The sequence below is a fragment of the Streptomyces sp. NPDC048270 genome (assembly GCF_040652335.1).
In the GTDB taxonomy this organism is placed as follows: Bacteria; Actinomycetota; Actinomycetes; order Streptomycetales; family Streptomycetaceae; genus Streptomyces.
Genome location: NZ_JBEZLV010000003.1, coordinates 172,939 through 190,619 on the forward strand (window position 1 = coordinate 172,939; position 17,681 = coordinate 190,619).

The 17,681-nt window shown below is 69.1% G+C and carries 22 protein-coding genes and 2 tRNA genes; 17 read left to right on the forward strand and 7 right to left on the reverse strand.

What is annotated here, in order from left to right:
• Positions 1-27 precede the first annotated feature (27 nt).
• Positions 28-423 (reverse strand): DUF6479 family protein, encoded by a 396-nt coding sequence (locus AB0D66_RS04040; RefSeq protein ID WP_362296246.1) that lies wholly within the window; start codon positions 421-423, stop codon positions 28-30.
• Between the two features lie 139 nt (positions 424-562).
• On the opposite strand from AB0D66_RS04040, the gene AB0D66_RS04045 reads away from it, so the two are divergent.
• A complete protein-coding gene (locus tag AB0D66_RS04045) occupies positions 563-889 on the forward strand; it encodes a plasmid stabilization protein (protein ID WP_362296248.1) in 327 nt (108 codons plus the stop codon).
• Between the two features lie 236 nt (positions 890-1,125).
• Here the strand turns inward: AB0D66_RS04045 and AB0D66_RS04050 are convergent, their stop codons facing one another.
• A complete protein-coding gene (locus tag AB0D66_RS04050; protein ID WP_362296251.1) occupies positions 1,126-2,112 on the reverse strand; it encodes an XdhC family protein in 987 nt (328 codons plus the stop codon).
• Between the two features lie 652 nt (positions 2,113-2,764).
• Positions 2,765-2,842 (reverse strand) — tRNA-Arg (locus tag AB0D66_RS04055).
• 244 nt (positions 2,843-3,086) lie between these two features.
• Between AB0D66_RS04055 and AB0D66_RS04060 the strand changes: the two genes are divergently transcribed.
• Positions 3,087-4,298, forward strand: coding sequence for a hypothetical protein (locus AB0D66_RS04060; RefSeq protein ID WP_362296254.1), 1,212 nt, complete (start codon positions 3,087-3,089; stop codon positions 4,296-4,298).
• Between the two features lie 276 nt (positions 4,299-4,574).
• Here the strand turns inward: AB0D66_RS04060 and AB0D66_RS04065 are convergent, their stop codons facing one another.
• Positions 4,575-5,507, reverse strand: a complete 933-nt coding sequence (locus AB0D66_RS04065) for a hypothetical protein (protein ID WP_362296258.1) — start codon at positions 5,505-5,507, stop codon at positions 4,575-4,577.
• Positions 5,508-6,581: 1,074 nt separating this feature from the next.
• Between AB0D66_RS04065 and AB0D66_RS04070 the strand changes: the two genes are divergently transcribed.
• The gene (locus AB0D66_RS04070) at positions 6,582-7,121 is read left to right on the forward strand and encodes a nuclease-related domain-containing protein (RefSeq protein WP_362296261.1); all 540 of its coding nucleotides are present in this window, start codon (positions 6,582-6,584) and stop codon (positions 7,119-7,121) included.
• On the opposite strand, the gene AB0D66_RS04075 is transcribed toward AB0D66_RS04070, so the two are convergent.
• Positions 7,094-7,777 carry a YdcF family protein gene (locus AB0D66_RS04075; RefSeq protein ID WP_362296263.1) on the reverse strand — a complete coding sequence of 228 codons (684 nt, stop codon included), beginning with the start codon at positions 7,775-7,777 and terminating at the stop codon, positions 7,094-7,096. The genes AB0D66_RS04070 and AB0D66_RS04075 overlap by 28 nt on opposite strands.
• Positions 7,774-8,568, reverse strand: a complete 795-nt coding sequence (locus AB0D66_RS04080) for a GntR family transcriptional regulator (RefSeq protein WP_362296266.1) — start codon at positions 8,566-8,568, stop codon at positions 7,774-7,776. Before AB0D66_RS04080 ends, AB0D66_RS04075 begins: the two co-directional genes overlap by 4 nt.
• A 156-nt stretch (positions 8,569-8,724) precedes the next feature.
• Here AB0D66_RS04080 and AB0D66_RS04085 point away from each other — a divergent pair, with 156 nt between their 5' ends.
• The 12 genes from AB0D66_RS04085 to AB0D66_RS04140 all read left to right on the forward strand — a co-directional run bounded on the left by AB0D66_RS04085 (position 8,725) and on the right by AB0D66_RS04140 (position 15,575).
• Positions 8,725-9,054 carry a hypothetical protein gene (locus AB0D66_RS04085; protein ID WP_362296268.1) on the forward strand — a complete coding sequence of 110 codons (330 nt, stop codon included), beginning with the start codon at positions 8,725-8,727 and terminating at the stop codon, positions 9,052-9,054.
• Between the two features lie 2 nt (positions 9,055-9,056).
• Positions 9,057-10,397 (forward strand): FtsK/SpoIIIE domain-containing protein, encoded by a 1,341-nt coding sequence (locus AB0D66_RS04090; RefSeq protein ID WP_362296271.1) that lies wholly within the window; start codon positions 9,057-9,059, stop codon positions 10,395-10,397.
• A 77-nt stretch (positions 10,398-10,474) separates the two neighbouring features.
• Positions 10,475-10,666, forward strand: coding sequence for a hypothetical protein (locus AB0D66_RS04095; protein WP_362296273.1), 192 nt, complete (start codon positions 10,475-10,477; stop codon positions 10,664-10,666).
• Positions 10,667-10,733: 67 nt separating this feature from the next.
• Positions 10,734-11,399, forward strand: a complete 666-nt coding sequence (locus tag AB0D66_RS04100) for a DUF2637 domain-containing protein (protein ID WP_362296276.1) — start codon at positions 10,734-10,736, stop codon at positions 11,397-11,399.
• 18 nt (positions 11,400-11,417) lie between these two features.
• Positions 11,418-11,606, forward strand: coding sequence for a mobile element transfer protein (locus tag AB0D66_RS04105; protein WP_266786457.1), 189 nt, complete (start codon positions 11,418-11,420; stop codon positions 11,604-11,606).
• A gap of 19 nt (positions 11,607-11,625) precedes the next feature.
• Positions 11,626-11,784: a hypothetical protein gene (locus tag AB0D66_RS04110; protein ID WP_362296280.1), complete on the forward strand. Its 159-nt coding sequence runs from the start codon at positions 11,626-11,628 to the stop codon at positions 11,782-11,784.
• A gap of 23 nt (positions 11,785-11,807) precedes the next feature.
• Positions 11,808-12,149, forward strand: coding sequence for a SpdD-like protein (locus AB0D66_RS04115; RefSeq protein ID WP_362296282.1), 342 nt, complete (start codon positions 11,808-11,810; stop codon positions 12,147-12,149).
• Between the two features lie 92 nt (positions 12,150-12,241).
• On the forward strand, positions 12,242-12,427 hold the full coding sequence (locus AB0D66_RS04120) for a hypothetical protein (protein ID WP_362296285.1): 186 nt from the start codon (positions 12,242-12,244) through the stop codon (positions 12,425-12,427).
• Between the two features lie 5 nt (positions 12,428-12,432).
• Positions 12,433-12,618 carry a hypothetical protein gene (locus tag AB0D66_RS04125; RefSeq protein ID WP_362296288.1) on the forward strand — a complete coding sequence of 62 codons (186 nt, stop codon included), beginning with the start codon at positions 12,433-12,435 and terminating at the stop codon, positions 12,616-12,618.
• A gap of 4 nt (positions 12,619-12,622) precedes the next feature.
• Entirely contained in the window at positions 12,623-14,020 is a 1,398-nt protein-coding gene (gene repSA / locus AB0D66_RS04130; RefSeq protein WP_362296291.1) for a replication initiator protein RepSA, read from the forward strand.
• 11 nt (positions 14,021-14,031) lie between these two features.
• Positions 14,032-14,205 carry a helix-turn-helix domain-containing protein gene (locus AB0D66_RS04135; protein WP_362296733.1) on the forward strand — a complete coding sequence of 58 codons (174 nt, stop codon included), beginning with the start codon at positions 14,032-14,034 and terminating at the stop codon, positions 14,203-14,205.
• Positions 14,202-15,575: a site-specific integrase gene (locus tag AB0D66_RS04140; RefSeq protein WP_362296294.1), complete on the forward strand. Its 1,374-nt coding sequence runs from the start codon at positions 14,202-14,204 to the stop codon at positions 15,573-15,575. Before AB0D66_RS04135 ends, AB0D66_RS04140 begins: the two co-directional genes overlap by 4 nt.
• Before the next feature lie 219 nt (positions 15,576-15,794).
• Here AB0D66_RS04140 and AB0D66_RS04145 read toward each other — a convergent pair.
• A tRNA-Arg gene (locus AB0D66_RS04145) sits at positions 15,795-15,866 on the reverse strand.
• An 82-nt stretch (positions 15,867-15,948) separates the two neighbouring features.
• Between AB0D66_RS04145 and AB0D66_RS04150 the strand changes: the two genes are divergently transcribed.
• Together AB0D66_RS04150 and nrtL are read left to right on the forward strand one after the other, a co-directional pair.
• A complete protein-coding gene (locus tag AB0D66_RS04150; RefSeq protein ID WP_362296297.1) occupies positions 15,949-16,446 on the forward strand; it encodes a response regulator in 498 nt (165 codons plus the stop codon).
• A gap of 260 nt (positions 16,447-16,706) precedes the next feature.
• Positions 16,707-17,663, forward strand: coding sequence for an ArgS-related anticodon-binding protein NrtL (gene nrtL, locus AB0D66_RS04155; protein WP_362296300.1), 957 nt, complete (start codon positions 16,707-16,709; stop codon positions 17,661-17,663).
• The last annotated feature ends 18 nt before the right edge of the window (positions 17,664-17,681 follow it).

The following is a 17,681-nucleotide window of genomic DNA, read 5'->3' on the forward strand; positions in this document are numbered from 1 at the left end:
GAGGGAGTGCGGGGACCGGGGCCGGTGTCAGCTGTGTGCGCCGCGTCCCGAGTCCGGGGGAGCGCCGGGCTGTGGATGCGGACCCGGCCCCTCCGAGTGCTTGTGGGCGGATTCGCGCGCCTTGCGGACCTCGTCCGGGTGGCTGGAGGTGGTGGAGCCGAAGTTCCCGTAGCCCTGCATCTCGTGCGGCCTCAGACCGCCCTCGGGGATCTCCACGTGCTCGCGTTCCTCGCGGACCTCGTAGACGGCTCCGCCGTTCGGCAGGTGGGGCTGGCTCTCGGGCGCGGGGGGCGGTGGCTCCTTCGCCCGGACCCGCTGACCCAGCCTGAAGCCGGCGAGCAGGAAACCCGCGACGATGATCCCGATGACCAGGAACCAGGCGATGTCGGTCAGGGTCGAGTCCACGCTGAGGATCGTGTCCATGGAGCCAGTTTCCCGCACTTCGGAGCGATATGCGCTGTTCTGGGCTGGATACCTTGCGCCACCCGGGGTACGCGCCAAGGGCAGCGGAACGAAGCCGTACGCAGCCGAAAGCGATCCCGACCCGATGAGGAGGCCGGTCATGCCCCGCGGATCTTCCCCCAAGCGCGAACGTCAGTACGAGCACATCAAGGAGGGCCTGGAGGAGCGCGGCGAGCCGGAGGAGAAGGCCAAGGAGATCGCCGCCCGGACGGTCAACAAGGAGCGCGCCCGGGCCGGCGAGTCCAAGACCGCCAGCAAGGAGTCCCTGCAGGACATGTCCTCGTCCCGCCGCGGCGGCCTGCACTCCCACTCCGGCCCGCAGGGCCCCACGTACGACCAGCTCTACGCGGAGGCCCGGCGCCGCAACGTCCACGGCCGCTCGGACATGAACAAGGCCCAGCTCAAGCGCGCCCTGGGCGAAACCTGAACCAGCCGCCGACCGAACCGGCCCGGCGCAGCCGCAGCCGAAACCGCGGCCGCGCCGAGCCGCTCCCGCGGCGGAGCCGCCCGAGCACCCGAGAGACCCCCGCACCGGCTCGGCGCACGGCCGGATACTCAGCCCGTACGCCGGCACTCCGGTGCACTCCGGGGCGCTCACAGCCGCACAGCACACCGCATGGCCTTCCCACCGGCGAAGGCCATGCGGCTAAGACGCTGATCCCCTCAAGAATTGATGGGACCGTCCGTGTCCCGCAGGGTGTCGAGCTCGCGCCCGCCCAGCACCCCCAGGATCTCGGCGCAGATCGCCAGCGCGGTCTCCGCCGGCGTTCGCGCACCGAGGTCCAGCCCGATCGGCCCGTGCACCCGGGCCAGTTGGGCCTCGCCCACCCCGGCGGCGACCAGCCCCTCCCGCCGCCGCGCGGTCGTCCGGCGCGAGCCGAGCGCCCCGACGTACGGGACTCCCAGGGCCAGCGCCAGGCGCAGCGTCGGCACGTCGAACTCCTCGTCGTGGCTCAGCATGACCAGGCACGCGGCGTCCCGCCGCGCCTCGACCACCTTGGCGGCCTCCTCCGCACCGTCGACCAGTACGGCCTCCCAGCCCAGCAGCAGCGCCTGCCGCTCGATGATCCCGGCCAGCTCCCCGCCCCCGCCGATCACCAGGTACGGAGCCGACGGGTACGCCTCGACCAGCACCAGCCCGGTCTCCCCGTACAGCGCGTCCCGCCCGGCCCGCCGCGTCGCGAGCAGTTCCCCGGCCCGCCGCCCGGCATCGTCGAAGGCGGCATCGGTGGCCCGTACGACCTCACTGACGGCCCGGTCGGCACCCTCGTTCAGGCGGGTCACCAACGCCACCCCGACCCCGTCGCCGAGCAGCTCCCACCACTCGGCCGGGATCGCCGCCAGCGGCTGGAGCAGCACCTCGGCCTGCCCGCCACAGGTCAGCTTCGCCTCCACGGCCTCGGCCCCGCGCACGGACACCTCGCACACCCGCGCGGTGTCCCGGGCCCCCATGGCCCCGGCCTCGGCGACGAGCTCGGCATCAAAGACCCCCCGGTACAGCGCCCCGACACACTCCCCCCGCGACGCATCGACGAGCACGGCCCCGGCCGGATCCCGGGGCCCGAACCCCTGCTCGGTGACGGGCCGCGCCAGAAACCCGTCCCGCCCCTCGGCCACCCACTGCCGCGCCGTCTCCACCAACTCACGCATCGGTGCCGCCCCATTCCTGTATGCGCCACTTCCCGCAAAGCACCAGGTCAACGGCACAATGCGGCCTCACACCCCACCCTACGCACGCTCCCCACCCCCACCCACCCCCCAAACCCACAGACCCACCCCCACCCCCCTCGTACAGACCACCGGGACCTCAACCGATCCCGCAGCCCGAACCCAAGCCGCAGGCGCGATGGCCGGCCTTCGGGCGGTGCGGAAACAGGAGGCCAGGGCCGGGGCGACGGCCCGCGCTGCGCGTGGCGGGCACCTTGCGGAAGTCGGGAAGGCCTCACCACCCGGTCCAGGCCCGGAACTTGTCGAGGAGGCCGAAGAAGAGGCCGGGGCGCCGTGAGCTCGAGCGCTCGCCCGGCAGTCCCCAAGTTCCCCTGCCCGCTCGGCGGATCGTCGAGAGACGGCCGTCTTCACGCCCCACTGCCCCGACCGCGGACACGGAACGCAGAGGCGTCGGCCCGGCCACCGAGGAACCCGCACTCACAGGCCGGAGTGAGGGGTTGGGAAGTGCGGGGGAGGTGGACGCCCCGGGGCCGCTGTCTCATCCAACGCAGGGCGGCAGTTGGCTGCGCATACGCGAAGACCCCGTCCTCAGCGTTCTCGCTGATGGCGGGGTCTTTGGGCACTTCCTGCGAAGTGCCCCCGGCAGGATTCGAACCTGCGCACACGGCTCCGGAGGCCCCGTGCGTCTCATACGTTTCGCGAGGTCAGGCGCCCAGAGAGAGTACTTGTTACCCAACCCGTCCACGAATGGGCCGCACAGGCAGGTCCATCCTGCCAGCCGTACGGGCCGAGGTGTGGGGAAGGCGTCGGCGAACGAGAGGCGGGGGAGGTGTCGGGAGAAGATTGTCTCCCCAGTTTCTCCAAGGCCTGCCTCAGTTGCCCGAGCTTTCGGCATCATCGCGGAAGGGAAGCGACCGCGACGAGGAGATGGGGGCAGGTTGCACACCCAGCGTTTCATGGAGATGGCCGGCGAAATGATGCGTTCGGCTCTGAAGTCGTGGCGGGGCGGGAACCGCTTGTTTGCGGCTCTGCATGCGGGCATGGGGGCTGAGCACTCCCTCAAGGCGATCCTCTGTCACCATGATCCGCTGCTCATCTCCGCCCACGGCGACCGTGCGTTGAGGTTCCACGCTCTCGGGTTCAGTGGCGAGAAGGGTGTCAAGCCTCTGGAACAGGCCCGCACGATCGGCATGGCGGAGGCCTTCAAGGACGCAGAGGTTGTCATGCGGGGCCAGATGCCAGTGACGCTCGAAGCCTTCGCGCCCGTGATGGACGCCCGGAACGGAATCGCTCACCTTGCCCACCATGACCCGACCACCGCGGAGCATGTGGTGTCCACAGCCCTCAAGGTGGCGGAGGCTGTACGCGAGGGACTGAAAGCGCCAGCAAGTGACTTCTGGGGCGAGTACGTTCACACCTTCGGCGACCTTGCGCAGGTCTCGGCTATGTCCGAACCGCCGGAGATCGACCTTCAGCGGGCCGCGGAGGGCCTTGCTCAGGCGGAGGCGGCCGAGGCTGAGTGCGCGGCGCGGGAAGCCGTTCGAGCCGTGATCAGTACGGCACGTGAGGCGATCACCCAGATCCCGCTCTGGGGGGATCCGCTGGGCAGCAGCGAGGCTGCCAAGAGTGCACTGGATGTCACCCGCCGATCCATCGTTTCGGCTGCGTTGTACGCGGCTAGTATGCGGGCTCAACGCGAAACATCGGCGCTCCTGAGGTCGTACGGGTATCTATCGCGCAGGGAGCCGACTGCGTCCGTGTCAGCGCGTGATGCAGTGGCCGTGAAGACCCTCGTGGCGCGGGAAGTCCAGGGAGCCTTCGCGGCCGGGCTTCCGACGGAGCTGCAGTACGTCCTCACAGCTCCCTCCAGCGACGTGGTCTGGCGTCCTCGCCCGCACGAGTCGTCGGGATACGGCATGAATCTCTCCCGTTGGGAGGCGTGCCCCGCGTGCCCGGCTTGGGGAGACCTTTACGGCTACCTAGAGCCTGGTGCGTGCAGCGATTTCGAGTGCAACGCGGGTGGGTCCTACTGCGGGCAGCACGACGAGGGACCTCCCACGACGGCACACGCGCAGGCTTACGTCTGCCCGATGTGCTGTCTGGTGCTTGACACTGAGCAAGAGCTGGAAGCGGCTTACATGGAGTTAGTCGCTCTCTACGAAGGCTAGCGCGGTCATGAGCCTCAGCTCAGGTCTCGTACCTGAGCTGAGGTTCATGCCGTGCGCCCTCTTCGTCCCGAAGGAACTCGGGTGGTGCTGCTTCCTGGGGCTGCTGCGTCTCTCACCTGCGCTGATGGTCCGCAGACGTTCGCACTCGTCCGCCGCTGTTCGTCGGCATTGTCACGCAGATAGACACTCAACCGAAGCTCGCAAGTCGGGCCGTTGAGCGACCCTAGCTTTTGATCCCAAGTGCGGAGCCGACTCCTGGTGGGTCCTCATTTGAACTTAACCGAGCCTTCGATTGATCTCCTCATCGGAAAGGGGTTGATAGGCCTCATCTACCCTTTCTCGATAGGCTTCGAGGAGATTTACATTGTCGCGATTCCAGATCTCCTCGGTCCTCTTCGTGTTAAGAAGGCGGCGAGCTTGATACTCGTCACGCTTCTTGAGGTCCTCTTTTCGAGGGGCGACCGGTTTTCCGTTGATGAAAGTAGTCAGATCGTCTTGGATGGATCCCAAGATTTCACCCTGCCAGTATTTGCCGTGACTCATGCGGAGGTTCCGGTGGGTGGCAGTCTTGGGGACTAGCAGAAGCGGCTTAGCCTTACCGCCTCCCGCCTGCTCTACGTGTGGGAGGGGCATGGGCGCCTTCCCCCATGCCTTAGAGTCGCGATCCCACACCTGGTAATCGCCCTCGCGTGCGCCCCGCTGGAGTTCGGGGTGCTTTTCCATCTGCCGTGCAGTGAATCTGGCAAGGTCGCCGAAGATCAGTCGGGTCGTGAGATCGGAAACCCGATCATCCGCAATGTCTGGGACAAAGAGCGGTATGTCTTCCAGTCGCTTCAGGATCGGAACGCTGAGAGTGCAGAGCGGGTTCTCACTCAGAGAGTGCCAGATAGCGTCGCCGATCTCTTTGCTGGCGCCAGACCCGTCGAAGCCGACCGCAGACATTCCCAGCCGGGTTTCTCGCGGCTCGTGGAATTGCCAGAGCATTTCCCGGGCGCTCTGGTTCTCGGAGCTGGATGTCGACCACAGGCGACGAAGGAACTCGCTAAAGAAGGCGTCGATAGATCCGTAGGCTTCTAGCGCCCACTTGTCTCCGCTCTTGGCCCAGAATCGGATAGAGGATGGGTCTACGTACAGCCTGTTGTCCCGATCCACGTGCACATCGACGAACTCAACCGAATCGTTAAGGTTGTAGTGATCTGTTACGCGCACTTCCCCCCCTGCGGTTCACTCACTCGTAGGGTGAGAGGCTGACTAGGCCCAAGATCACCCGTTTGCGCTGTTATTTCCATCCCAACGCCGCGCTAAACAGAACTTTGAGCTGAGAAGTCCACCGGCCCCGTGAAGGATCAGAGCGGAAGCCGGACTGAGACAACAGCCCCTCCCCAACTCCCATCCCGTCTGCCGTCGACCCACACACTGTGGAGCAGGCGCGGTGCCGGGCGTCCAGGTGGAGCGCGCCACTGTACGAACGACCTGGACGCCCGGTGCCGTGTCTGCTCGGCTCTGCCTGGGTCGACGGCAGACGGGATGGGAGCCCCCACCGCCACAACCCACCGGCCGGCACCCGCTCACGGAGCCCCCGCCATCCCGGAGCCGGAGCGCCCCCGCCGGAGGCATGTCGGTAACGGTGAGACGACCGCGGGCGTCGGGGGCTCGGACTCATGCCCTTGGGCCTATCCCACTTGTAGGGGCGGGCGTCGGCGCAGCGGGGGCGGAGCGGGCCGAAGGCAGGAGCGTCGCCCCGAGCGGAGCCGGGAAGCCCGCCCGGCGGAGCGGAGCGCAGCCGGGTGCTTGATGAGGTAGAGAAACCTGTAACAGCTCGTGCTGCTCCGGCGGTCTTGCCGATCTGCCCACCGCCTGTTCGCATATACGTGGGGACGGCACGCAGGGGGGCGGCTGATGAGCGAGCTGACGGTCCATCCGTGGAAGAGGCATGGCAGAGACCGGCTCTACGTGAATCTGCCGGACGGTGTGGCTGTGGCTTGGGCGGATCGAGCGACCAAGGTTGTGACGATCAAGATTGCGAAGTACCAGGACGAAGCTCTGGCACTTCTGCGGCTTCACCTTGGCGACGGGCTCGTGGTCGGCCCCACTCCGGCGCCTACCCGTGAGCCCCGCCCCGCGGCGCCTCCCAGGCAGTCAGGGCAACCCGCCTCCACACCCCCGCCACGCCGATCCGAGCGGCTGGCGTCGGTCCCACCCCTCAGCCCGAGTGAGGACCTGGCCAGAAATCGGCCCGGCTCCCGACTCGTCGGGACGATCGCCGAACGAGGACCGTCAACGGTGCAGCGGCTGAAGGCGAAGTTACTGCGGCAACCCTCCGAGTGGGACAGCTGGTACGCCGGCCTGGAAGGTGAGCGCCGGGTAGGTCGTGAGCTGGAACGCCTCGTCCCACTGGGCTGGCGGGTGCTCCACGGGATCGAGAAGGGCAACGGCGGCGACATCGACCACCTGATGATCGGCCCCGGCGGGGTGTTCACCGTCAATACCAAGCACCACCGGGGTGCCTCGGTCTGGGTGGGCGACTCCATGGCGAAGATCAACGGCGGACCGCCCCGCCCGTACGCTGCGGCAAGCCAGTCAGAGGTTGACTTCGTGCGGAAGGTCCTGGGGCGGTACTGCGCCTTCGAGGTTCCTGTCGAACCGGTCCTGGTCTTCGTCGGCATCGCGTCCCTGGATCGGGCAGTAACGCAGTACGCCGTCCGCGTCTACCAGGAGCGGGAGGTGGCCGCTCTGGGACCGCTCGCCGGTGCGCTCACGCCTAAGCAGGTGGAGCACGTTCACGGCGTCGCTCGTCACCGACGCATCTGGCTCCGCGCCTGACCGGCAGCATCTCGCAGGAGGCGACTCGTGAAGCCCTGCCGGCAGAGTCGTTCGTACGCCTCTGTCACGTCGTCCGGGACGTGCTGGCTGATTATGAATCCCTGCTCGGGATAGACCATAAGCCTCTGCAACGCTCCGACCAGCATGTCGATGACCAGTCGGGCGTCGCCGATCGAGTCGACGTACTCCTCCAGCGTCATCGGGCTGGAAGCGCTGATGACCTCCACTCCGGGCCAGAGCTTTCGTGCCGTGGCGTACGCCCGGCGTTCCTCGTACGGCTTGCTGATCAGCAGGATGGAGGACACGTCGACGCCGGCCTCTTGCAACAGCGTGCGAGAGAAGGTGATGTTCTCTCCCGTGTTCCGGGCGCGCGGTTCGACAAGCACGGCAGAACTGGGGACGCCGAGTTCCAACGCCCGCTCGCGGTAGTGGACGGCCTCACCGCGGGGCATCCGCTCGCGCGTCGTCGGGCTGGTGGCTCCGGTGAACACGAGCAGGGGGGCCATGCCGCGCTCGTAGAGCTCGACTGCCGTCTCGGCCACGCCCAGGTCGTGGCTACCGAGCCCGATCGCCACCGAGCACGGCTGCGGAGCGTGACCCATCTGGTGGTAGTCCCACAGGAGTCGGGTGTCTGCCCAGTCTCGCGTCGAGATCACTCCTGGCCGTCCCTGTCCTTTGCCGAGTCCGGTACCTGGAAGTCGTATTCCCAGGCGAAGCGCGAAGCAGCGTGCACCCCGAGGGCGAATTCGACCACGGTGCCGTCGGCCGTGTACGTCGTCCGGTGCAGCTCGACTACTGGTTCGCCCTGCGGAAGCTGCAAGAGCCTGACTTCGTCAGCTGTGGGGGTGCGGGCGAAGATTCGCTCCTTCATGTGGTCGATCTCGTAGCCGGCGTCGTACAGGACGCGAAAGCCGCCGCCACGACCGGCCGGACCGGGGGTCGGATCCACCAGCCGGGTTCCCTCGACGTGCTCGGGCCGGTAGTAGCTGGTGAGCGTGTGGGTCGGCTGGTCGCCTTCCTTCACCAGTCGTGCGCGTGCGTAGACCTGCGCGCCCGCCGGCAGCCCGTGCGCGGCAGCGGCCTCGGGTGGCGCCTCGATGAGGCTGACCGATTGCGTCTGCTCGTTGCGGCGGTACGCACGTCCTGAGGCCACACGGTCCGCGATGAACGCCACCTCGTCGCCGTCGCGCCATTTGGCCTTGTCGTACCGGGCGATGCCGAGTCGCTTCAGCGGCACCTGCTGTCGCACGACAGTTCCGTGGCCGCGAGATGAGGTGACCAAGCCTTCCGCTTCCAGCGCCTTGTAGGCCGCATGGACGGTTGCCTTGGAGCCCTCGCCGGCGTCCACCAGGTCCCTGATGTGTGGCAATTGCTGGCCGGGGGCGTAGTCGCCTCCTCTGATCCGCTCAGCCAGCTTGTCAGCTAGCTCTCTCCACTTCGGGGCCATCGCGTATCCCTTTCGTCGGCATCAAGTCAAACACAGTCCTAGGACTGTTGGCAGTCCTAGGACTGCGCTGCACTATCTACTCAAGCGCTCGCAGTCCTAGGACAGCGGGCGTCGGTAGTCCTCTTCGGGCTGCCCCCGACAACGCTGGAGGCATTGATGCCGTCGTTCAAGGTGGACACGTCGACCGCCGTGGTGTTCGTGGCCACGGCCCCGACCCCGAAGCTCGTGAGCAAGCAGACCGGTGAGCGGGCCATGGACCGGGAGACGGGCGCCGGTCTGTCGACCGTGGGCCTGCTGATCTCGGACGAAGGGGAGGGCAACCTCTACCAGGTGACCGTCCCGGAGACCGGTCTCCCCGAGGGCCTGGTGCCGGGCATGCCGGTTTCGGTGATCGGCCTCAAGGCCCGTGACTGGGAGAACACGTTCAACGGCCAGACCCGGCACGGCATCTCGTTCCGCGCCGTCGCCCTCACAGTCGGGGCCTGACCATGGCCGACCTGACGCCCTTATGGGAGATCGGTCTGCCCCTGGCCGGTGCGGGAGGTGCCCTCGGCTACGCCAGGGCTCGCGCACCCCGCGTGTACTGGTCCCTCGTCGGGCTGCCGATGGCGAGTGCACGGTTCACGATGACGTACCGCTCGACGATGGACGTGTGCGGGCTGACGGTCCAGCCGTCCCGCTTCCGGGCCTTCCTCGTCCGCAACGTCGCCCGCCGCAGCGACGTACAGCCCGTCCCGCCGAAGGTCCGCCGGCTGCGGGGCTCCACGACCGGCATGTGGGTCTCCCTGCGTCTGCCGGCCGGGCTGGAGCCCGCTGACGTGGTCGCAGCCTCGGAGCGGCTCCGCCACGCCTGGGGTGTCCACTCCGTCAACGTCGTGGAGACCAAACCCGGGTTCGTGGAACTGCGGATGACCGGCTACGACGTCCTGCGCCGGGTGAAGATGCCGCGCCGGCTGCCGTCCGGTCGGCTGGTGGCGCCGGTCGCGCTCCGGGAGGACGGAACGGCGTTCGTCCGGGACTACGAGAAGGTTCCGCACGCGCTGACGCTCGGCGCCAACCAGTCCGGCAAGTCGATGTACCAGCGGAACTTGATCAGGGGGCTCGCGGGCCTTCGAGTCGCGCTCGTCGGCATCGACTGCAAGCGAGGAGTCGAACAGCGTCGGTACGCTGCTCGGCTCTCTGCTCTCGCCGTCACGCCGGATGAGGCATCCGGCCTTCTCAATGCCCTCGTCGGCGAGATGGAGGACCGCTTCGACCTGCTGAACCAGTACGGAGCTACCGACCTCTGGGCCCTGCCAGACGAGGTCCGGCCGGTGCCGGTCGTACTGCTCGTGGACGAGGTCGCGGAACTGTTCCTCGTAGCCACCAAGAAGGACGAGGAACGCCGGGACCAGATGGTCACGCAGTTGATCCGCCTCGGGCAGATGGCCCGCGCCGCCGGCATCTACCTGGAGATCTGCGGCCAGCGCTTCGGCTCCGAACTCGGCAAGGGCGCCACCACGCTCCGCGCTCAGCTCACCGGCCGCGTGGTCCATCGAGTCAACGACAAGCAGACCGCCGACATGGGCTTGGGCGACATCGCCCCGGACGCCGTCATGGCAGTGACGACGATCCCGGCGGACAAGCCCGGCGTCGCGGTGGCAGGCGACTCGTCCGGCGGCTGGACCCGAATCCGTACCCCCGAACTGAGCGCGGAAGGGGCTGCCGAGATCTGCGCCCAGTTCGCGCACCTGACCCCGGGCCTTCCCGCCCTCGCGGCGTACCGGCCGGTGCCCCCGGCCACCGCACCGGTACCGCTGGTGAAGCCGATCCCGGCCATGGACCAGTAGTCCCTTCCCCTTGGTCGGCGCGACCTTCTCGCGCCAGGTCCCTACCCGGCCCATGCCTGGAACCGAAAGGAACCGACATGACCACCGCCAAGACGCCGTCACCCCGAGAACCCCGCCCGCGCAAGCCCGCCCCGGCAGCCGAGAAGTGCGCCACCTGCGCCGGATCGGGCGAGACCACGACGACGGTCCGGGTCGGACGGAAGCGCCGGGAGATCGGCGCCACGCAGACCGGGCTGTGTCTGGACTGCCTCGGCTCCGGCACCGCGTGACCCGTTCCCGAACCCGCCGGTGCCGGAGAACTGGACCGGCACCGGTCTCCCCGAAAGGAGGTGACCCGTGTCCCGCACTCTCCGCCTCGACCCCGTGCTCATCCAGGCCGTCATCGCGGGCGCCCTGTCCTTCGCCCACCTTCACGACCTGGCTGCGGCAGCCGGACAGCACGGCTGGAAGGCCTGGGCCTATCCCGTCAGTGTCGATCTGCTGCTGGTCGCCGCATGGCGCCGGATGCGTGCGGACACGGAGAACCGCGACGCCTGGCTGTGGTTCACCATCGCCCTCGTCGCGTCGCTCGGCGCCAACGTCGCCACCGCCGGGCTGCTCGACCTGCACAACGTCCCGCCCTGGCTGCGCATCCTCGTCGCCGGCTGGCCAGCGCTCGCCTTCCTCGGAGGCACCCTCCTGGCCCACGCTCCCGCCCCCGCGGCAGAACCCGAGCGCACGGAACAGCACCAGGTCGAGCCCGCCCCGGACGTCACCGTGGAGCGGGCACCCGAACCGGCTCCCGAACTGCCGCCGGCGGACCCCGCTGCGGAGTACGAACCGCCGCAGGCAGCCCCGACCACCCCCGCCGTCTCGGTACCGCCCGCGCTGCTGGACCACGCCCAGAAGATCGCGAACGCCCACCAAGCCCAGACCGGCACCCCGATCGACACCGCGACCCTGCGGAGCCGCCTCGGCGTACCGCCCGCGCTCGCCGACGCGATCGCACTCCAACTCGCCTGACAGGAAGGAGACATATCCGTGCGCCCGAACCGCTTCCACAACGTCATCCGCATCGGCCCGGTGCAGGTCGGCACCCACAACGACGGCCGGGGCCGTACCCGCCACACCGCCGTGTGCACCGCCCCCGGCTGCGACTTCTCCGCCGACTACCTCACCCGCGCCGCCGCAGAACTCGCCGCCCGAACCCACCGCTGCAACCCGCGCTGACCACGAGGAGATCCACGTCATGGACGTACCGCTCTGGCTCGCGCTGATCGTCGTCGGCGCGCTCGGCATCAAGTTGGTCCGCCCGCCCTGGTGGCTCGTCGCCGTGATCCTCCTGGGCGGCTACCTCCTCGCGGACAGCCTGCTCGCCCCGGCCATCGACACCGCGACCACCAAGTAACCCACCTCCGAAGGGAGAACGCCATGATTCGCCCGAAGATCCCGGTCAACCCGCTCCCGACCGGCCTCGTCGCCCCGCTCGTCCACCCCACCACCGGGGACGTCACGTACGGCGCGACCGCCGTCCCGGCCTGCGACTGCAACCAGGTCCCGGCCGCCACGACCGGTCAGCCTCGCGTCCAGCTCCCCGCGGTCCGCCTCACCCCGGCCGGCCTCGTCGCCGTCGTCGCTGGTGGCGCCGGACTCGTCCTCGTCGTCGGCGCGGTCCTGGTTTCCATGCTGCTCGCCGTCGCCATCACCGGCGCCTCGGTCGCCGTCTGCGCGGTCGTCCTGCGCTCGCTCCTCAACGGCCAGAACCACCGCTGACCGGCCCCGGGACGGCCCTGAAACCGCCAAGTCTCCGCCGTCCCGGCGCCGTGCTCCTGCCCGAACCAAGCGATCCGGAAGGAAGCGCCATCATGACCCAGAACACCCCTGCCCTGCGTCCGGTCTGCCCGAACTGCGACGGCCACCCCACCGTCGCCGTCACCCTCGGAGGCCGCGACCACGCCGGACGCCTCCGCACCATCACGGCCCACTGCCCGGCCTGTCACGGCACCGGCACACTCGCCCGCCGCACCACGCCCATCACGGCCGGGCGGTGAACGGCATGACCAGCCTCAGCCCCGCCACCGACCGCCCCGGTCTGCACATCAGCAAGCCGTCCCCGGAGGCACCCGTCACTGCCTCGGCGGTCTGCCACTGCGGCGCCTCCGCCACGGCGACCGGTGACACCCAGGTGGGTGCGTTGGTCGCCGGCTGGAACGCCAACCACGGCTCCGCCCACGGGAAGTGAGCACGTGACCGACACCGCCACCCTGGCGGGCCTGGACCCGGCCACCCTGAGCGACCTGCTCAAGGTGGCCGGGGCCCCCGGCTTCGACCGGCTGCACGAACAGATCCGCCGCACCGGTGGTTGCGCCGCCCCGGTCCGGCTGAGCGGCGGAACGAAGCTCCTCGACCCCGCCACCCGCACCGTCCTCCACGCCTACAGCACTGACACCGAACCCGGTGGCGTGCTCCGTGTCGCCTGCGGCAACCGCCGGGCCTCGAGGTGCCCAGCCTGTGCCTGGACGTACGCGGGCGACACCTACCACCTGATCCGGGCCGGACTCGTCGGCGCTCCCGACAAGGGCACCCCCGAGACGATCCGCGACCACCCCCGCGTCTTCGCGACCCTCACCGCTCCGTCCTTCGGGCCGGTCCACAACCGCCGCCCCGGCCTCCGGCCCTGCCGCTGCGGCATCCGCCACGACGAGGACGCGCCCGCGCTCGGCACCCCGCTCGACCCGGACACCTACGACTACGCGGGCGCCGTGCTGTGGAACAACCACGCCTCCGAACTCTGGCGGTACTTCACGATCTACCTCCGCCGCGAGATCGCCCGCCGCGCCGGCCTGACCCAGAAGGCCGCCCGCGAACAGTCCCGCGTCTCCTTCGGCAAGGTCGCCGAGTACCAAAAGCGCGGCGCTGTCCACTTCCACGCGGTGGTCCGCTTCGACGGACCGGACGGGCCCGACAGCCCACCGCCCGCCTGGGCCACCCTCGACCTGCTCACCGACTCGATCCGCGCCGCCGCTGCTCGCGTCCGCGTCGTAGTGCCTGCCAGCCCGAAGCACGGCATCAGCAACGACTGGGTGCTCGAGTGGGGCGAACAGCTCGATGTGCAGCCCATCGGCGCCTTCGGGGACGGGGAGGAGCTGACGGAACAGGCGGTTGCCTCCTACGTCGCCAAGTACGCGACCAAGGCAGCCGAGACCACCGGCACCGTGGACCACCCGGTCGGCAACAAGGAAGCCCTCGTGCTCCTCGGCGTTCCCGACCACCCGCGGCGCCTCATGGAAGCCTGCATGGACCTGGACCGGGCTTACCCGGACCGACGGCTCAGGGCCTGGGCCCACATGCTCGGGTTCCGCGGGCACTTCTCCACCAAGTCCCGCCGCTACTCCACCACCCTCGGGGCTCTCCGCCAGGTCCGTGCCGACTACCGCGCCGCCCAGCAACGCGCCTCCCTCGGCCTGCCCGACCCCGACGACCACCCGGAGGCCACCCTCCTCGTCGTCGCCCACTGGGCCTACGCCGGCCACGGCTCCACCCCCGGCGAATCCTGGCTCGCCGCCAACGTCCGCCGCGATATCCGGCTCAACCGCGAGACCGCCCGCGAAGCCCTGATGGACCTGGAAGGAGCGTTGACGTGAAGGACGAATTGATGACCGTTCCAGAGATCCTCGGGGAGCTGAAAGGAATCTCCCGGCGCACCTTTTACCGGTGGCGCGAGCTCGGTCATGCCCCTGAGGCCTTCAAGCTGCCCAACGGCGAACTGCGTGTGTGGCGGAGTGACTTTCTTGCCTGGCTGCGGAGCCGGGAGGGTGCTGCCGCGTGAAGTCGCTCGACGTCAAGATCTGGAGTGTCCGAAAGAGGGACACGAAGAAGCCTTCCTACGACGTGCGCTGGTCTGTGGCCGGGCAGGTCTTTTCCGAGTCGTTCAGGACGAAGGGGCTCGCGGACAACTTCCGATCCAAGCTGATGCGGGCGGCCCGTGACGGCGAGGAATTCGACACGGAGTCGGGCCTTCCCGGTTCGATGGCCGAGCAGAAGGCGACGCTGAGCTGGTACGCCTTCGCGCTCAAGTACCTCGCCATGAAGTGGCCCCACGCTGCGCCGAACACCCGGGACGGGATCAACGAATCCTTGGCCTCGGTCACGATGGCCCTGCTGGATGACCGACCCGGCCGGCCTGCCGATGTCGAGATGCGGAAAGCTCTTCGGAACTGGGCCTTTGTGCTGCCCGGTCCGGACAGCAGGGAGCTTCCCCCGGAGATCGGAAACATCCTGCACTGGGTCGGCAAGGCCTCTCGGCCCTTGTCAGACCTCACCGACCCGGCTCTTGGGCGAGCGGTGCTCGATTCCCTGAAGATCAAATTGGATGGGACTGCGGCTGCTGCCGAGACCGTACGGCGGAAGCGGCGCACCCTGGTCAATGCCCTGCACTACGCGGTGGATCTCGGGGAATTCCGGGAGAACCCGCTCGCGACGGTCCGCTGGCAGAAGCCCAAGGTGTCGAACGAGGTCGATCCACGTGTGGTGGCTAACCCTGAGCAAGCGCGATCACTCCTGCACGCCGTCTCGTACGTCGGCGGGTATAGCCGGGCTCATGGGCGGCGGCTGGTGGGGCTCTTCGCCGGGATGTACTTCGGGGGCTTCCGGCCGGCTGAGGTCGTGGGGCTGGCCGAGTCGGACCTGACGCTTCCGGTGGCAGGCTGGGGGACGGCACTCCTTCACCGGACGCGGCCGAGCGTCGGCAAGCAGTGGACCGATTCCGGGGAGAGCCATGACGACCGCGGGCTGAAGAACCGGCCCACGGAAGACGTACGGCGGGTGCCGATTCCTCCGCAGCTCGTGGTCATCCTGCGCGATCACCTCGACACCTTCGGCACCGCCAAGGACGGGCGTCTGTTCTTCAGTGAGGGTGGGGGAGTGGTCTCTTCCTCGACCTACTACCGGGCGTGGCAGGAAGCCCGAGTGCTGGCTCTTCCGCCGGCCGTCGCCGCCTCGCCGCTCGCCCACCGGCCCTACGACCTGAGGCACTCGGCGCTCTCCACGTGGCTCAACGCCGGCGTCGACCCTACCGAGGTCGCCGAGCGCGCGGGCAACAGCGTGGAGGTGCTGCTCAGTCGGTACGCGAAGTGCCTCGATGGTCGGCAGGAGGTGGCCAACCGGAGGATCGAGGATCTGCTCAGCGAGTACGAGTGATCGCGAGTGACTGGCGGTACGCTGCGAGGCCCCTGGACCTGTCCGGGGGCCTTCAGCGTTTCTACCGCTGACCTGGGGCGATGGGCCAAGATCCTGTCCACGAATAGTCCACAGGGTCTGACATACGGGTGCACAGGGCCGCAGTTGGCTGCACATACGCGAAGACCCCGTTCTCAGCGTTAGGGCTGATGGCGGGGTCTTTGGGCACCTCATGCAAGGTGCCCCCGGCAGGATTCGAACCTGCGCACACGGCTCCGGAGGCCGTTGCTCTATCCCCTGAGCTACGGGGGCGTGTCGTTCGCTGTGCGGCGACGGGTTGAACACTACCAGCTTCCCGGGGGTGATCAGGAACCCGTTTGCGGGGGAGAGGGAGGTGGGTCGCCCGGAGGGGGTGGAAGTGGCGAAAACCCGGACGCGGGGCCCCGTGCCGACCTACTCTCGAGTTGTGCCAGGCGTCTCGGGCCGGGTGCTTGTTGTCGACGACAACAAGGTCATCCGGCAGCTGATCAAGGTCAATCTCGAGCTGGAGGGCTTCGAGGTCGTGACCGCGAACGATGGTGTCGAGTGCCTGGACGTCGTCCACCGCGTGTGCCCCGACGTGATCACCCTTGATGTGGTCATGCCCCGGCTGGACGGGTTCCGGACCGCCGCGCAGCTGCGGGCCGATCCGCGGACCAGCGGGGTGCCCGTCGCGATCGTGAGTGCCTGTACCCAGCACGAGGTGGAGACGGGGATCGTGGCCGGGGTGGATGCCTTCGTGGCCAAGCCCTTCGAGCCTGCCGAGCTGGTGCGGGTCGTGCGGCGGCTGGCCGAGGGGAAGGACCGGCGTGACGGGCGGAAGGGTGCACCCGCCGGGAGGGGGAGGGGCTGAGGCGGTCGCTCTTCCGCTCCGCAGGCATTTACTCCGCAGGCATTTACACGGTCACGCTCCCGGCTCCTGTTTCCTGGCTTCGGCCCCCGGTTCTCGGCCCCGGCCCCCGTTCTCGTCCGCCTCCCCTTTGTATGTCTCCCGCCTGACCGCCTGCCGTCCGGCCGTCTCCTCCGCCGCCCCCTCAGCCCGATCTGAGCAGGCTCATTTCACATGGCGAAACCCTTCGCGGGGTGGGCGGTCGTCTCGCCTAGGCTGGTCCTGTGAATCCCGCCGATCTTCCCGATGCCGTCGTGCGCGCCGTGCGCTGCGCCGTCGAGGACGGGGAGCTCAGGCGGGGAGCGGAGGGGGCCGGGCGGGTCGTCGTCGAGCGGACGCGGCCCGGTGGGGTGGGGGACTACGCCACGCCCGTCGCCTTCCAGGTCGCCAAGGCCGCCGGATGCGCCCCGGGTGAGGTGGCCGGGGTGCTGGCCCGTCGGCTCGGTGCGGAGCCGGGGATCGAGCGTGTCGAGGTCACCGGCCCCGGGTTCGTGAACTTCGTGCTGCCGGCCCCCTCCGCTCCCCGCCTGGTCGCGGAGCTCCGGGACGGCCGGGTGGGGGGCGCCCTTCCCGCCGTTGACACCGCCCTTGACTTCGGGCCCGGGCTGCGCGAGCGCGTCGTACGCGAGAGCGTTCTGCGGCTCGTGCACGTCCAAGGCGGGCAGGACGTGCCCCAGGGGCCGGCCGTCGCGCCCCTCGCCAAGCGGGACGGCGATGTCGTCGCCCGGTTCGGGGCCGGTGCCGCGCGCTGGGCGATGCTCTGCGTGCCGGCCCGCGAGACGCCCGAGTTCCCCGCCTCGCTGCTCGTGCAGGGCGAGGAGAGCGAGTTCTTCCGGGTGCGGTACGCCCACGCGCGGAGCCGGGCGCTGATCAGGAACGCCGCCGGTCTCGGGTTCGGACCCGAGCCCGGAGAGGTGGACGCCCCCGCGCTGCTGCGGGTCCTGGCCGAGCACCGCCTCGTCCTCGAAGCCGCCGGCCACCACCGGGCGCCCGAGCGGCTCACCCGGCACCTCGTCGAGCTGGCGGACGCGCTGCTCGAGTTCCAGTACCGCGTACTGCCCCACGGGGACGAGAAACCCTCGGCCGCCCACCGTGCCCGGCTGGCTCTTGCCGAAGCCGCCGGGGCGGTGCTGGCCGGTGGCCTGGCCCTGCTCGGCATTGACGCACCGACACGCCTGTGACCCGCGAAGAGAGATACC